The sequence below is a fragment of the Sanguibacter sp. 25GB23B1 genome (assembly GCF_040012415.1).
GTDB lineage: Bacteria > Actinomycetota > Actinomycetes > Actinomycetales > Cellulomonadaceae > Sanguibacter.
The window spans coordinates 101,598-114,788 of the sequence record NZ_JBDYKL010000010.1 but is presented as its reverse complement, the minus strand read 5'-3'; the positions used below and the strand labels follow the sequence as shown (position 1 = coordinate 114,788).

Genomic DNA, 13,191 nt, shown 5'->3' with positions numbered 1-13,191 from the left:
CGACCACGTTCGACCTCGACCTCCACGGGCCGTCGGACCTCATGTGGCAGTACAAGTGGATGATCGGAGCCGTCTCCCACCGGCAGCGCCCGCACCACGCCGACGACCTCGACCTCGGCCAGAGCAGCGGTGACGCGCCGCTCCACGGCGAGCGCCGCGGCACGGTCGTCCAGCGGGGGAGGCGCGAGCGCGTCGACCTCGCCGAGCACGTCGACCTTCTCGACGCTCACGCCCTTGTAGAGGCGCGGCAGCATGCGCACCACCTCGGCGTCGTACGTGTACCCGCCGTTGACGATGGGCGGCCCGCCGGCGTCGATGCCCGCCACGTGCCGGAACTCGTCGAGCGTCTCCGTGTACCGCACGTGCGGGTGGTTGCGCACGAGGCTCTCGATGCTCATGGTCCCGAGGGTCGTCTCGACCGTGAGCCAGCGCGTGATGATCTGCGCGAGCTCCTCGTCGTGCAGCAGCAGGGCCTTGAGAGCGAGGTGGTGAGCGGCGACGAAGGCTGCCAGCAGGTACGGCTGCTCGGCGCCCATGCGCATGACCCAGGCGCGCACGTCCGCTCCGAGGGCCGCGCGCGTCTCCTCCAGCGCGTCGTCGTCGACGAGGTCTTCACGGCTCGCGGTGGGGTGCAGCCCGTCGGTGTTGATGACGGCACGGACGAAGAACGCCCAGGACGGCAGCACCTCGGCCCGCTCGCTGAGCAGCATGCGGCCCAGGTACACGCGGTTCGCCTGGGCTGCGCCCGGCGGCGGGGAGTGCGGGAGGACGAAGGCGACGCCACGAGTGCCTGTCGCGGAGCAGGCGATGGGGAACGACGCGAACGGCTGGACGCCGAGGAGCTCGCGGCCGTAGCGGGTGAGCTCGCTCGACTCCGGGTCGAGGAACACAGGCTCCTCGGTGACCAGGAGCGGAGGTCCCACCGTGGTGGCGACCTCGACCCGCAGAGGCAGGAACTGCCCGTACTCGCGCGCCAGCTGCTCGACGGCGCGTGCGCCGACGAACGCCTCGCTGCCGGGGCGGGGATCGAGGGTCACCGACGTGCCGAAGGGCAGGTCCTCGTGGAGCTCCGTGACGGTGAACGTGCCGTCGGAGCGACCGCACCACTCGACGGCCGGCGCGCCGGTCACGCTGCGTGAGCGCACCACGATCGTGTCGGCCACCATGAAGCAGCTGAGGAGACCGATGCCGAACTGACCGAGGTAGTCGTGACGTGGAAGGTCGAGGATGTCGCGCTTGGAGCTGCGGCCCACCGTGGAGAGCAGGTCCGCCACCTCGGTCGCGGTGAGCCCGATCCCGTCGTCCTCGAACACCAGCGATGTGCCGTCGACGCCGGCGGGGGAGATGCGCACTCCCCAGGAGGAGTCGTGGCCGTCCCGGAGGGAGCGAGCCGTGATGGCGTCTCGGCCGTTCTGGAGCAGCTCGCGCAGATAGACGCGCGGGCTCGAGTAGATGTGACGACTGAGGAGGTCGACGACCCCGCGCAGATCGACCTGGAAAGGCTGCGACTCGGCGTGCTCGGCACGGCCACCGGGATCTGACACGCGCAGAGCATAGCGCACGGTCACGGCCCGAGACCTCGGTGATTCGGGTGGCGTTCTCGGGGTGGGACCGGATCGTCATGAGCTCGTCCTGTGACGCGCGGAAGGTGCAAGGGGCGGTCGTGCCGGTGCTCTGGACCCCGCGGCGATCGGACGCAGGATCGTGCCCACGGTGGGGTCGGGGATGATGACACCCGTCATCCCGAGGTCGGCTCCGGAGGAGTCGCGGCCTGGCGTGGCGACGGCTCGACCTGGACGTCAGTCCGTCAGTGAGCCGATGATCTCGTCGAGCACGTCTCTGGCCCGACGGATGTCTCGCTCCGCAGCGTCCAGGCGGTCTCGCTGATCCACCAGGTCGGCGAGGAGCGCGGGGGTCCGGCTGGTCGGAGGCCCCTGGAGGCACGGCAGGAGCTATGCGATCTTCGTGCTGCACAGACCGGCGGCGTAGAGCTCCTGCACGCGGACGACGGTGTCGACCGTGCCCGCGTCGTAGCGGCGGTGGCCCGCCGGGGTGCGGGTGCTGACGATGAGTCCCTGCTGCTCGTAGTAGCGCAACGACCGCGCACTGACCCCGGTCGCGACTGCCAGCTCCCCGATCCGCAGAGCGGGCCTGCCTCTCGTCATCACTCGCCCATCGTTGCACCTGACACCAGTGTCACCACCTACGGTTCTGCGATGACGAACACCGACGAGAACCCCGGGACCGCGACGACTCCGGCTGTGCGGCAGCTCCGACTGGTCGTCGAGGCGACCGACTTCGAGGAGGCCGTGGCCTTCTACCGCGACGTCCTCGGGCTGCCCGAGCAGGCCGCGTTCCAGGGCGAGGGTGACGCCCGGGTCGTGATCCTCGACGCCGGCCGTGCCACCCTGGAGCTCGCCAACCCTGCCCAGGCGCGCATGATCGACGAGGTCGAGGTCGGCCGACGGATCGCCCCGCACCTGAGGGTCGCCTTCGAGGTGGACGACGCCGCGTCGACCAGCCGAGCGCTCGTCGACGCCGGTGCCGAGGAGCTCGCCCCACCCACCACGACGCCGTGGCGCTCGCTCAACGCGCGGCTCAGCGCGCCCGCCGGGCTGCAGATCACCGTGTTCGAGGAGCTGGAGCCTCAGCCGCGGGACTAGAGCTCCTTGACCATCTCCAGCTCGTCCCTCGTGGGGTCGAGGCTGTAGGGGACCGTGTGCCCGGTGAGCACGTACCCGCGTCGCTCGTACGCTCTGCGCGCGCGGGCGTTGTCCTCGTGGACGTGGAGCGTCAGCCGGTCGCCCTCGGTGCGGGCCCAGTCCTCGATCGTCGCCAGCAGGGCATCAGTCACGCCGCGCTCGCTCCCGCGGAAGTCCGGGGCGACGTAGACGCCGATGAGGAGGGGGCCGGTGTCGGGGACGAACCCGCCCATCATCCCGACCCAGCGCCCGGACGCGGTGATCGCGGCGATCATCGTCCTGTGCTCGGCGGTGCCACGCTGTCCGCGCATCCTCCACTCGGTCTCGTCGTGGGCCAGTGCCGCGTCGAGCGTCTCGCCGTAGCCGATCGGCATGTCGCGGATCATCTCGATCCGGAGGTCGCGGATCTCCTGCCAGTCCGCCTCGGTGGTCGAGCGTATCGAGACCTCATGAGTGCTCATCGTCTGGAGGCTATCGCGTCCCGGAACGTCAGCGAAGGGTGGCGTCCGCTCCGTGCCGGTCCCGGCCGTCGTCCGCACCGACCGGTCCGTCCTCACGTTGCTGCTGTTCACCGACGGTGATCTACTCGAACGATGAACACGACACCTCGTACTGTCCTGTCCATCGGTCTTCTCGGCTCCGCGCTGGCCCTCACCGGCTGCTCGTCGGACGCCGACGAGGCCACCCCGTCGCCGACAACCTCCACCGTCGCTGAACCGACCGAGACGCCGTCCGAGACCGCCGACCCGACCGCCACCGAAGAGCCCGACGACGGGTCGCTGCTCGACGGGGAGCAGGAGGTCGAGATCGGCACCTACGCGGGCACCTTCATCGCCCCGTCCGTCGAGGGCGGAGTCATCACGGTCGAGGACCCGGCCGCGTCCGAGGTCCCCGCCCAGTGGGTGATCACCCCGATCGAGGGCAGCGGCGAGACCTACCAGCTGATGACCGTGGCGCTCACGGACGGGGTGGCGTCCTGCCTCTCCCTCCCCCTGGAGGGGGACGTGTCGCTGGCGACGTGCGACGCCGCGGACACGGCCCAGACGTTCCGGGTGACCGCACTCGACAGCCCCGAGATGGTCTCGCTCAGCTCGAGCGCCGGCTTCCTCGGCGTGAACCCGGACGACGGCATGCTCGAGGTGTTCCCCTCCGGCGACCAGCTGAGCAGCACGTTCACGCTCGTCGCGAAGTAGCTGCCGCGTCGTGTCCCCGGGCGACCGGTCGCCCGGTGTAGCCGGACGCCTTGAGCAGCGGTGCGGAGAGCGCGGCCAGCGCTACGCCCAGGGCTGCGACGGCGACCATCGCTCCCCGCATGCCCGTCGCCTGGGACCAGAGACCGACGTACACCGGACCGAGGAGGAAGCCGACGTAGGACACGGTGGTCACGATCGCTGTGGCCCGCCCCCTGTGCGCTTCGTCGATCGTGCGCGAGACGATGCTCAGCATCATCGGATACAGGGCCGCGGTCCCGGCGGCGGCGAGCACGAGACCCAGGACGGCGACCGCGATGCTGGGGGAGGCGGCGATGACGAGTGCGCCTGATGCTGCGGTCATCGACCCCAGGACGATGACGGTCGGCTCGTGCCCGCTTCGGACCGTTCCCAGCGAGAACCGCGTGACGGCCACGACTGCCGCGAAGACCGCCGGTCCGACGGCGCTGAGTCCCGGGCCTGCACCGAGCTCGTCCTCGAGGAAGACGGCCCCCCAGCTCTGGTGGGCGTTCTCGCTCGCGAAGGCCAGCGCTCCCAGCACCCCGATGACGAGGAGCGGCGTGTACCGCAGGAGCGGCTGACGGTCGGCGGCTCTCCGCTCCGCGACGGGTGGCCTGACAGGACCCCCGCGGAGGGATCGGAGCGTGCCGGCGGACGCGACGACGGACAGGGCTGCCACGACGAGGAACGGCGCGAAGACCGGTGCGTCGAGCCGGGAGGAGAGCCCGGTGGTGAGGCTGGACAGCACGACGAAGGTCGAGAACACGCCACCCGCACGGATGATGACCGACGCGCCCGAGAGCTGCTCGGCGCGCCCGGCGACGGAGTTCATGGCGATGTCGCACGCACCGCTCGTGGCGCCCACGACGGTCAGCCCGATGCAGAGCGCGACGAAGCTGTGCGCGGTCAGGGCGACGCCGAGCCCGGCTGCGCCGAGCGTGACGACGGCGGCGACGGCGAAGCGGAAGCCCCACCGGTCGAGGGCGCGACCGGCCAGGAGCATGGCGGGGAGCGCTCCGGCTCCGATGAAGAGCAGGGCGACGCCGAGCTGGCCGTCGTCGACGCCGGCCTGCTCCCGGATGCGGGGGATGCTGGCGCCCCACCCACCCCAGAAGGAGCCGAAGGCCGCGGCCGCGAGATAGGCGGCGGTGACGAGGCTTCGTGCGTCTGAGTGTCCTTCGACCATGTGTGTGACGTTACACAGGTAGGGTCGTGTCATGCAATCGGGATCTCGGCGCACCACGATGACCCAGGTCGCGGCGCGCGCCGGCGTGTCCGTCATGACGGTCTCCTACACGTACAGCCGACCAGCGCGCGTCTCTGCGGACACCCGGGACCGAGTCCTGCAGGCAGCGGCCGAGCTGGGATACGCCGGGCCCGACCCCGCCGCACGCTCCCTCCGCTACGGCAGCACACAGACGGTGGGCGTGATCCTGGGCGAGCACCTCACGTACGCGTTCGACGACCCGCAGGCCAGCGCCTTCCTCGCGGGGATCGCGGACGTCTGCGCGGAGCGTGTCCACGGGATGCTCATCGTCCCCGTCACGGGTGCTCAGGACGATGCCCGACGCGTTGCCGCGTCCGCTGTCGACGCCTTCGTCGTCTGGACCACGTCGGACGACGACCCGGTGCTCGACGCCGTCGCCGGCTCCGGTCGGCCCGCAGTGGTCCACGGTGGGCCGGCTCGTGAGGGCTTCACCCTGGTGAGCATTGACAACCGCGCGGCGGCCTTCGCCATCGGCATGGAGACGTTCGCCGGCGCGCAGCGCCCTGCCGTCCTCAGCTTCCCCCTGGACCGCGAGCGCACGACGGCCCTGGCACCCGGCGTCGATCCTGCGACCGCCCGGTTCCCCGTGACCCGTGAACGCCTGCTCGGGTACCGGGACGCGATCGAGGCGCTCGGGCTCGACTGGGCGGACGTGCTCGTGGGGGTCGCCGCCACCAACGACGACGACGAGGCGTTCTCGCTGGCCGAGCAGATGCTCGCACAGGATCGACCCGTCGACGCGATCGCTGCGATGAGCGACGAGCAGGCGCTCGGTGTCCTCCGGGCTGCAGCGTCGACGCAGGTTCCCGTCCCGGAGCGGCTCACGGTGAGCGGGTGGGACGACTCGAAGGAGGCCGCCGCGCACGGGCTCAGCTCGGTGGCCCAAGACCTGCGCGCGCAAGGCGCGGCGGCTGCGCGGCTCGCGCTCGGCGGCGACGCTCCCTCCCACGGCGACCAGTGGTCTGTCGTCGTCCGGGCGTCGACGACCCGCAGGCTGCGTCCTGGGGCGACGACGATGCCCGGGGCGTGACCCTCGCCTAAGACGCCGACGGCTCCGCAGGCTCCGAGGACTCCGAGGACTCCGAGGACGAGAACCCCGCCCGCACGGCGTCTGCCTCGGTCTCGATCGTCGTCGCGTCGACGAGGTCCCCTGCCTGCTCCGTGAGCACGGTGACCCAGGTGGACAGGATCTCCTGGGCGTCCCCGCTCGTGTAGAGGGACGCGGTGAGGTCGGTGGTGGCCTTCTCGTAGAGGGCGGTGAAGTCCGCGTTCTCGAGGAAGCGGGTCGAGAGGACGTTGCTGCCGCCCATCGGACCTCCTGCGCCGCCCGGGCCTCCCGCGCCGCTCGGGCCTCCCGCGCCGCTCGGGAGCTCGCCGGTCGGGGGCTCCATGCCCTCGGGCATCTCGCCGTCGGGGAACCCTTCGCCGGGCACGAACCCCTCGGGCAGCTCGACGCCTTCGGGCAGCTCCACGCCCTCTGGCAGCTCGGCTCCGTCGGGCGGGACGAAGCCCTCGCCGCCCGCGCCATCGGGTCGGCCTCCGCCCATGCCTCCGCCCATGCCGCCCATGGGTGACTGGCCGAAGGCGAGGTTGAGGTCCCAGCTGACGACCGTGAACGCGCCGGTCTCGGTGTCGTACCGCAGGTAGGAGTTGTTGCCGGGGCCGTCGATGTCGTCGAAGTTCCCGACGAGGTCCTGCATCGCGAGGTAGGTCGCGAACGCGTCGACGTCGAGGTGGTCGGAGAGCTCGGCGGCGAAGGTCTCGTCGTCGGAGGAGTCGAGGAACTCCAGGAGCTCGATCAGTGGTTCGAGGGTGTCGTCGTCGCCGGTCTCCTGGTCGAAGATGTCGGTATAGGACTCGGGGTCGTCGCCGCGATAGCTGTAGTCGCCCTCGGCCTTCGCCTTGTAGAGGATCCCTTCGGTGTCGAACTCTGCGGCGTCCCACGCGTCGTCCGGGTTCTCGATCGTCAGGCGGAGCGTCTCGGTGCTGCCGTTGACCGAGAACCGCGTCGCGATCGCCTCCTGCGTGGCGAGTCCGGCCTGGTCGAAGAGCTCGAGGGCGACGGCCTCGTTGAGCGAGGTCTGCATGCTGGACGAGCGCACGACGAAGCCGGTCGAGCCGTCGAGCTCCTGGCCGTCGACGAACTTGTCGAGCCGGATGAGCCAGGGCAGGTCCTGCGGCTCCGTGTCTGTCGTGCTCACGGACCGCAGCGACGAGTTGCCCTTGAGGCGCATGCCCACGTCCGTGAACGTCTGCCCGTCGATGACGACGGTCGCGCTGATCCACTCCTTCTCGTCGTTGTCGACGAAGGCCCCGAGCATGGCCGCGTACTCGTCCTCGTCGAGCTCGACGGAGATGCTGTGCACCGACGAGGAGTCCCAGACGGTGCCCTCCGAGTCGCTCGCCGAGCGGACGGAGGAGTCGCCCCACGTCCCGGTGGAGGTCGTCCCCGATCCTGAGCCGCCCGCCGTCTCGAGCGAGCACGCCGCGAGCGATCCGAGGGTCAGCGTCACACCCAGCACGACGGCCGTGACGCGTGACCGGCGCGGGCGGTGGCCAGGTCCGCTCACGGATCGGCCGGTGACGGGTGGACCTGGGGTGCTCACGCCGGGCGCTGCGGGGAGCTGCTGGGGAGTCATGGAGATCCTTCGTGGGTCGACGACGGGCAGTCTCCAGGACACCCTCTGCGCCTTGAGGGACGGTGTTACCCCGCTGTGGATGTGCTGTGCCTGCTCGGTCTCGCGGCTCAGGCGCCGTCGCGTGCCGGGGCCGGCCACCATCGCGCGGGACCACGGCGATCGTCGCCTCGTCGACCACCCCGAATCCCGAGCGGCTCGGGTCAGACCGCGGGCACGAACACCGCGATCGTCTCTGCGACGAGCGCCGGCTTGCCCGTTCCCTCGATCTCGACGGTGACGGCCATCCCGACGCGGATGCCCATGGTGACGGTCTCGGCGCTCGTGATCTGCCCGTGGGCCCGCACCCGCGACCCCACGCGCACGGGCTGGAGGAACCGCACCCGGTCGAGCCCGTAGTTCACGGCCATGGCGATGCCGTCGACCGTGAAGAGCTTCCCGGTGAGCGCGGGCAGCAACGAGAGCGTGAGGTATCCGTGGGCGATCGTCCCGCCGAAGGGTCCGGCCGCTGCACGCTCGGGGTCGACGTGGATCCACTGCTCGTCGTCGGTCGCGGCAGCGAAGGCGTCGACCCGGTCCTGCTCGATCGCGAGCCAGTCGCTCGGCCCGTGCTCGCTGCCGACCGCGTCGAGCAGCTCGGTGGGGTGCGCGTAGTGCGTCATGGTGTTCCCCTATGCCTTCGGTCCGCCGGCGGCGTAGATGACCTGGCCGGACACGAACCCGGCCTCGTCCGAGCAGAGGAAGGACGCCAGCGCCGCGATGTCCTCCGGCTGCCCCACACGACCGACGGGGATCTCCTTGGCAGCACCCTCGAGGAGCTGGTCGAACGTGATCTTCATGCGCTCGGCCGTCGTCCGGAGCATGTCCGTGGCGATGAAGCCGGGAGCGATCGCGTTGGCCGTCACACCGAACGGACCGAGCTCGATGGCGAGCGTCTTCGTGAACCCCTGCATCCCGGCCTTCGCGGCCGCGTAGTTCGCCTGACCCCGGTTGCCGAGGGCGGAGGTGCTCGAGAGGTTGACCACGCGACCGTAGCGAGCCTCGACCTGGTGCTTCTGCACTGCACGCGCCATGAGGAAGGCACCACGCAGGTGGACGCCGATGACCGTGTCCCAGTCGTCGTCGGACATCTTGAACAGGAGGTTGTCCCGCAGCACGCCTGCGTTGTTCACGAGGACGGTTGGTGCGCCGAGCTCGTTCGCGGTCCGGTCGACGGCGCGCTGGACGTCGTCGGCCGAGGCGACGTCGGCCCCGATACCGAGCGCCCTGCCGCCCGCGGCGGTGATCGCGGCGACCGTCTCGGCGGTGCCGTCCTCGGTGAGGTCGACCACCGCGACGGCGAACCCGTCCGAGGCGAGGCGTCTCGCGACCGCGGCGCCGATGCCGCGGGCCGCGCCGGTGACGATCGCCGTCCGCTGCGGTGAGTCGTCGGAAGCAGGCGCATCTTGGGGTGCGGGCTGTGCGGGTTGTGTGGTCATGGGATGGGTTCTCCTTCGGTCGGGTGCCCGACGGCATCGTCGCCGTCGAAGATGATGAGCTGTCGCAGTGCCCGGCCCTCGGCGAGCGCGTCCATGGCGTCGTTGATCTCCGGGAGCGCGATGCGGTCCGAGATGAGCCGCTCGACCGGGAGCCGGCCCTCGCGCCAGAGGTCGGCGTACCGCGGGATGTCGCGCGCCGGGACGGCAGACCCGAGATAGCTGCCGACGATGGTGCGCGCCTCGGCGGTGAGCAGGAGCGGAGAGACCTCCGCCAGGGCACCCGGTGCGGGCAGGCCGACGGTCACCGTCCGGCCGCCTGGCGCGGTCGCCCGCACCGCGGTCTCGAAGGCGCGCGCGTGCCCGGCAGCCTCGATGACGACGGGAGCGGTGATCGTCTGTGCGAGCAGCTCCTCGGGCGTCCACGCCTCGTGCACGCCGGAGGCACGGGCGCTGTCGAGCTTCGCGGGTACGCTGTCCACGCCGATGACGTGGTGCCCGAGCGAGAGCGCGACGAGGGCGGCGGCCATGCCGACTCCGCCGAGCCCGACGACGATGACCGTGTCCCCCGGCCGGGCGTCGGACGCGTTGATCATGGCGCCACCGCCGGTGAGGACGGCGCAGCCGAGGAGCGCGGCGACGTCGGGTGGCACGTCGGCGTCCACGCGGACGACAGAGGTGCGGTGCACGACGGCGTGCGACGCGAAGGCGGAGACGCCGAGGTGGTGGGCGACGGGCTCCCCGTCGCGGTGGAGCCGTGCGCCACCGCCGAGGAGCGTGCCGGCGGTGTTCGCCGCGCTGCCGGGGACGCACGGCAGCCGACCGTCTGTCGCGCAGCCGCTGCACGCGCCGCACCGCGGGAGGAAGGTCATGACGACGCGGTCGCCCAGGGCAAGGTCCGGTACTCCCGGTGCGAGCAGCTCGACGATCCCCGCGGCCTCGTGGCCGAGCAGCATGGGTGTGGGGCGCGCGCGGTTCCCGTCGACGACGGAGAGGTCGGAGTGGCAGATGCCGGCGGCCTCGATGCGCACGAGGATCTCCCCGTCGCCGGGTGGGTCGAGCTCGAGCGGGCCGACGCTCAGCGGGTGGGAGGAGGCATAGGGCGGCGGGGCACCGACGGTCTCGAGCACTGCGCCGAGGATCTGCACGTGTCGCCTCCAGCTCCCGAGTCCAAACCGACTAGGCGGTATGTGATTCGGATCCTACACCACGCCCGCGCGAGGCGGATGTGCGTGGAGAGGTCGTGGTGCTGGCGACGACCGTGCTCGCGACGCCGGTGTGCGCGAGGGGCCGTGCGAGGCAGGCGGCTGACCGCCTGCGAGTGGCCTGACGAGAGACGTCAGGTCTGGGTGGAGCGAAGGAGTGAGACGAGTAGGGGGCGGACCGTCAGGCGATCGGGGCGGGCTCGCGGGCCGGGGTGCCAGAACGGCGGCCACGGACGGAGCGCGGAGTGAGCGGCGTCGACGGTGCGAGAGGGTGCTCGACGATGAGGTTGGCCATCGCCAGCCCGGCGAACCCGACGCGCCGGAGCGAGACGAGCGTGAGGGGAGCTGCTGCTGCGGTATCGAGCTTCGGACTGATCACCCTGAGGACACTAGGGTCCATGGGGGCGACACTCAAGGCCAGGCGGGGTGAACCGTATGGGGAGAAGTACCCATGGATGAATCCGCGGTATTTCAACGGTGAGAGCGTGCTCACGATACTTTCGCGGTGAAACCGTTGTCATCCTACCTGCGTCCAGTGACCACCGGTCGTTGAACCGTCACGATCAGCCCTGGAACGTCCAGTGCCACGGCTCGCGGGGCACGTCCTCGACGAACCCGTGGGCCGCACCGTTCGCCCGCATCCATGCCAGCGCCGGGCCGTCGAGCTTGAGGTCGACGCTCAGGCCCCACCCGTGGTCGCTCGTCCCGGGCTTCGCTGCGAGACCGCCCTCGGAGTACAGGCCCTTGCGCGCGACCAGGTCCACCTGGCTCTCGTAGGTGCGGTACGAGTCCGTGATGCCGATGTCGATGCCGTCAGCCTTGGCCGCCGCGAGCAGGCCCTCGAACCCGGCGCTCGCCGGCGCCCAGAGCCGGTGGCCCGTGCTGCCGATCGGGGCGAGAGCGTCGCGCGGGATCTTGCCGTTGCCGTAGGCCGCGAGGTCGGTCGGGATGCCGTCGGCGTTGAGCGTGGACCTCGCGCTGCCGCTCGCGGCGACGGTGGACGAGCTGGTCGTCAGTGCCTGGGCCTGGGCGAGGACCGTGTCGAAGGACGTGGAGGTGGACGCGCTCGATGCGGCCGATGTGTTCACCGAGGCCGCCATCGGGGCAGGGCGCATCGAGATCGACGCGATCGTCGTCTGGATCTCCATGATGCGTGAAGAGATTGCCTCGATACCCACTGAGCTGTTCCTGACCTTCGGTGCGGCCGTCCTCATGGCCTGGGCGTCGGCCCCGTCCATGGGTCCTGTCTCGACCCGCTCATCGGCCCGGATGTCTCGCTCATGAGGAGTTCGGCGCGACGCGCGCACGTCCCCGAAACTATCGGCCAGCACGTGCGCCAGGCGTCACAGCGCAGCAACGCTGCACCACGCACCCCTGCGGCACGCCTCCCCGGTGGGGCCGGCTGACGGGGTGGATAGTTCTCCCATGACCTCGCACACGACCGTCTTCATCACCGGCGCTGCCCGCGGCATCGGCCGCGCCACCGCCGAGACCTTCCTCCGGCACGGGTGGACCGTCGGGGTGAGCGACCTCGACGAGGAAGCGCTGGCTGCCGGCTGGGAGCACGTGACGGACAGCCGCACCGGCCGCCCACGGCGCCCCGTCCTCACCACGCGGCTCGACGTCACCGACCGGGCGGACTGGGACCGTGCGCTCGACGAGTTCGTCGCCGTCGCCGGGAGCCTCACGGTGCTCGTCAACAATGCCGGGATCATCGTCTCCGGACCGTTCGAAGAGCTCTCCTGGGCGAGCCAGTCGCGCCTCGTCGACATCAACATCAAGGGCGTCCTCGCCGGGTCGCAGGCCGCGTTCGCCCATCTCCGGGTCTCAGGTGCCCGCGGCGCAGGCGAGCCGGGCGCCGAGCGCGAGCCCGCGCGCATCGTCACGATGTGCTCCGCCTCGGCGTTCTACGGGCAGGCCGGCATCGTCACCTACGCGGCGACCAAGTCTGCAGTGCAGTCCATCACCGAGGGGCTCGACCTCGAGTGGCTCCGGCACGGCATCCGCGCCTTCTGCGTCTCGCCGCTGTGGGTGCGGACCGGCCTCGTCGAGGACGCCCGCGCGGCCGGGACCGTCGGGACCCTCGGGGTCCGGCTCAGCCCCGACACGATCGCTGCGGCCGTCTACCGGCAGGCGACCCAGTCGTCGCGGATCCTCGGGGTGCCTCGCGGCGTCAACCGGATCGTCGGCGCGCAGACCCGCGCGCTCTACCACTCCGGCAAGGTCGCACCGCAGATCCTCGCCCGCGCCGTCGCGAGCTACCTCGGGCGGTGAGCTCCGCCGGTCCGACCGCTGGACCGACGGCCGGAGGCACTCCGGGAACGCCAAAGGCCCCGGTCTCCCGACCGGGGCCTTCGCGACATCAGATCGACGCAGGAGCGAGATCAGATCGGGCGGATGTTCTCCGCCTGCGGGCCCTTGGGGCCCTGCGTGATGTCGAACTCGACCTTCTGGTTCTCGTCGAGCGAACGGTAGCCGGAGCTCTGGATCGCAGAGTAGTGGGCGAACACGTCAGCGCTGCCGTCCTCGGGGGCGATGAAGCCGAAGCCCTTCTCTGCGTTGAACCACTTCACGGTACCAACTGCCATCTTCATACTCCTTCAAGAGTGTGTAGGACGACCTCCCCTGTGGAGGCCGCTCGTCACGGCGCGCGTCGTCCACTCCTGAAGACCAAGAACTACCCCGACTCGCGTCG

At 71.0% G+C, this 13,191-nt stretch carries 16 protein-coding genes; 5 read left to right on the top strand and 11 right to left on the bottom strand.

The window, feature by feature from the left end:
- A partial coding sequence (locus ABKW26_RS08365; RefSeq protein WP_348592622.1) for an HSP90 family protein occupies window positions 1–1,544 on the bottom strand: 1,544 nt, incomplete at its 3' end.
- A gap of 408 nt (window positions 1,545–1,952) precedes the next feature.
- Window positions 1,953–2,165 (bottom strand): MerR family DNA-binding transcriptional regulator, encoded by a 213-nt coding sequence (locus ABKW26_RS08360; protein ID WP_348592620.1) that lies wholly within the window; start codon window positions 2,163–2,165, stop codon window positions 1,953–1,955.
- A gap of 51 nt (window positions 2,166–2,216) precedes the next feature.
- On the opposite strand from ABKW26_RS08360, the gene ABKW26_RS08355 reads away from it, so the two are divergent.
- Window positions 2,217–2,663, top strand: coding sequence for a VOC family protein (locus ABKW26_RS08355; RefSeq protein WP_348592618.1), 447 nt, complete (start codon window positions 2,217–2,219; stop codon window positions 2,661–2,663).
- On the opposite strand, the gene ABKW26_RS08350 is transcribed toward ABKW26_RS08355, so the two are convergent.
- On the bottom strand, window positions 2,660–3,163 hold the full coding sequence (locus ABKW26_RS08350) for a GNAT family N-acetyltransferase (protein ID WP_348592616.1): 504 nt from the start codon (window positions 3,161–3,163) through the stop codon (window positions 2,660–2,662). The two genes, ABKW26_RS08355 and ABKW26_RS08350, sit on opposite strands and share 4 nt — an antisense overlap.
- A 132-nt stretch (window positions 3,164–3,295) precedes the next feature.
- On the opposite strand from ABKW26_RS08350, the gene ABKW26_RS08345 reads away from it, so the two are divergent.
- Window positions 3,296–3,895 carry a hypothetical protein gene (locus tag ABKW26_RS08345; RefSeq protein WP_348592614.1) on the top strand — a complete coding sequence of 200 codons (600 nt, stop codon included), beginning with the start codon at window positions 3,296–3,298 and terminating at the stop codon, window positions 3,893–3,895.
- Here the strand turns inward: ABKW26_RS08345 and ABKW26_RS08340 are convergent.
- Entirely contained in the window at window positions 3,876–5,099 is a 1,224-nt protein-coding gene (locus tag ABKW26_RS08340) for an MFS transporter (RefSeq protein WP_348592613.1), read from the bottom strand. The genes ABKW26_RS08345 and ABKW26_RS08340 overlap by 20 nt on opposite strands.
- A gap of 31 nt (window positions 5,100–5,130) precedes the next feature.
- Here ABKW26_RS08340 and ABKW26_RS08335 point away from each other — a divergent pair, with 31 nt between their 5' ends.
- Complete coding sequence (locus ABKW26_RS08335) at window positions 5,131–6,210, top strand: LacI family DNA-binding transcriptional regulator (RefSeq protein WP_348592611.1); 1,080 nt, start codon at window positions 5,131–5,133, stop codon at window positions 6,208–6,210.
- A 7-nt stretch (window positions 6,211–6,217) separates the two neighbouring features.
- Here the strand turns inward: ABKW26_RS08335 and ABKW26_RS08330 are convergent, their stop codons facing one another.
- The 6 genes from ABKW26_RS08330 to ABKW26_RS08305 all read right to left on the bottom strand — a co-directional run bounded on the left by ABKW26_RS08330 (window position 6,218) and on the right by ABKW26_RS08305 (window position 11,584).
- Window positions 6,218–7,819 carry a CotH kinase family protein gene (locus ABKW26_RS08330; RefSeq protein ID WP_348592609.1) on the bottom strand — a complete coding sequence of 534 codons (1,602 nt, stop codon included), beginning with the start codon at window positions 7,817–7,819 and terminating at the stop codon, window positions 6,218–6,220.
- A gap of 200 nt (window positions 7,820–8,019) precedes the next feature.
- Window positions 8,020–8,478 (bottom strand): MaoC family dehydratase, encoded by a 459-nt coding sequence (locus ABKW26_RS08325; RefSeq protein WP_348592607.1) that lies wholly within the window; start codon window positions 8,476–8,478, stop codon window positions 8,020–8,022.
- A 9-nt stretch (window positions 8,479–8,487) separates the two neighbouring features.
- Window positions 8,488–9,294: a 3-oxoacyl-ACP reductase FabG gene (gene fabG / locus ABKW26_RS08320; protein WP_348592605.1), complete on the bottom strand. Its 807-nt coding sequence runs from the start codon at window positions 9,292–9,294 to the stop codon at window positions 8,488–8,490.
- Window positions 9,291–10,439, bottom strand: coding sequence for an alcohol dehydrogenase catalytic domain-containing protein (locus ABKW26_RS08315; RefSeq protein WP_348592603.1), 1,149 nt, complete (start codon window positions 10,437–10,439; stop codon window positions 9,291–9,293). The genes fabG and ABKW26_RS08315 overlap by 4 nt, the downstream gene beginning before the upstream one ends.
- Before the next feature lie 238 nt (window positions 10,440–10,677).
- Window positions 10,678–10,875 (bottom strand): hypothetical protein, encoded by a 198-nt coding sequence (locus ABKW26_RS08310; protein ID WP_348592602.1) that lies wholly within the window; start codon window positions 10,873–10,875, stop codon window positions 10,678–10,680.
- A gap of 184 nt (window positions 10,876–11,059) precedes the next feature.
- Window positions 11,060–11,584, bottom strand: a complete 525-nt coding sequence (locus ABKW26_RS08305) for a M15 family metallopeptidase (protein WP_348592601.1) — start codon at window positions 11,582–11,584, stop codon at window positions 11,060–11,062.
- Between ABKW26_RS08305 and ABKW26_RS08300 the strand changes: the two genes are divergently transcribed.
- Together ABKW26_RS08300 and ABKW26_RS08295 are read left to right on the top strand one after the other, a co-directional pair.
- A complete protein-coding gene (locus ABKW26_RS08300; RefSeq protein ID WP_348592599.1) occupies window positions 11,553–11,780 on the top strand; it encodes a hypothetical protein in 228 nt (75 codons plus the stop codon). The two genes, ABKW26_RS08305 and ABKW26_RS08300, sit on opposite strands and share 32 nt — an antisense overlap.
- 141 nt (window positions 11,781–11,921) lie before the next feature.
- The gene (locus tag ABKW26_RS08295) at window positions 11,922–12,770 is read left to right on the top strand and encodes an SDR family NAD(P)-dependent oxidoreductase (RefSeq protein WP_348592597.1); all 849 of its coding nucleotides are present in this window, start codon (window positions 11,922–11,924) and stop codon (window positions 12,768–12,770) included.
- A gap of 110 nt (window positions 12,771–12,880) precedes the next feature.
- Here ABKW26_RS08295 and ABKW26_RS08290 read toward each other — a convergent pair whose 3' ends face one another.
- Complete coding sequence (locus ABKW26_RS08290; protein ID WP_066460786.1) at window positions 12,881–13,084, bottom strand: cold-shock protein; 204 nt, start codon at window positions 13,082–13,084, stop codon at window positions 12,881–12,883.
- Between the last annotated feature and the right edge of the window lie 107 nt (window positions 13,085–13,191).